The 641-nt window shown below is 65.2% G+C and carries 1 protein-coding gene; it reads right to left on the bottom strand.

Annotation, left to right across the window (positions count from 1 at the left end):
- The coding region (locus NS334_RS16200; protein ID WP_275044694.1) for a molybdopterin dinucleotide binding domain-containing protein at nucleotides 1-641 on the bottom strand (641 nt) is incomplete at both ends.

Here is a 641-nt window from a genome sequence, read left to right as displayed (position 1 = left end):
CCCGAGGGCAGCGCGGTCTCGATCTCGACGAGATCGCCATGGGCGAGGCCGCGCGCGGAGAGGTCGGCCTCGTTCGCGAACAGCACGTCGCGCCGGCCGAACACGCCGCGATAGCGGTCGTTCAGGCCGTAGATCGTGGTGTTGTACTGGTCATGGCTTCGGATCGTGCTGAGCCACAGGAACTCCGGGTCGCTCTGTGGGGGATCCTCGCCGCAGCCTTCGAAGACCAGGAAGTTCGCCTTTCCGGACGGCGTCGCCCAGATGCGCTCGCGCGCCGTCGAGTTGAGATGAAAGCCGCCGGGAATCCGGATACGGGCGTTGTAGCCCTGAAAAATCGGAAAGACGGCTTCGATCGCCTCGCGGATCAGGTCATAGTCGGCGGCAAAGCCGTCCCAATCGACCACCGTGCGATCGCCGAGCGTCGCCTTCGCCATGCCGGCGATGATCGCCACCTCGCTGCGCAGATGTTCCGACGCAGGCTTGTTGCGTCCGCCGGAGGCGTGCACCATGGACATGGAGTCTTCCACGGTGATCGACTGCGGCCCGCCCGCCTGAATGTCGATTTCGGTGCGTCCGAGGCACGGCAGGATCAGGGCATTGCGACCGTGGACCAAATGGCTGCGGTTGAGCTTGGTCGAGAC

This window comes from Sphingomonas endophytica, assembly GCF_001476895.1.
In the GTDB taxonomy this organism is placed as follows: domain Bacteria; phylum Pseudomonadota; class Alphaproteobacteria; order Sphingomonadales; family Sphingomonadaceae; genus Sphingomonas; species Sphingomonas endophytica_A.
This window is presented reverse-complemented; position numbering and strand designations above follow the sequence as displayed.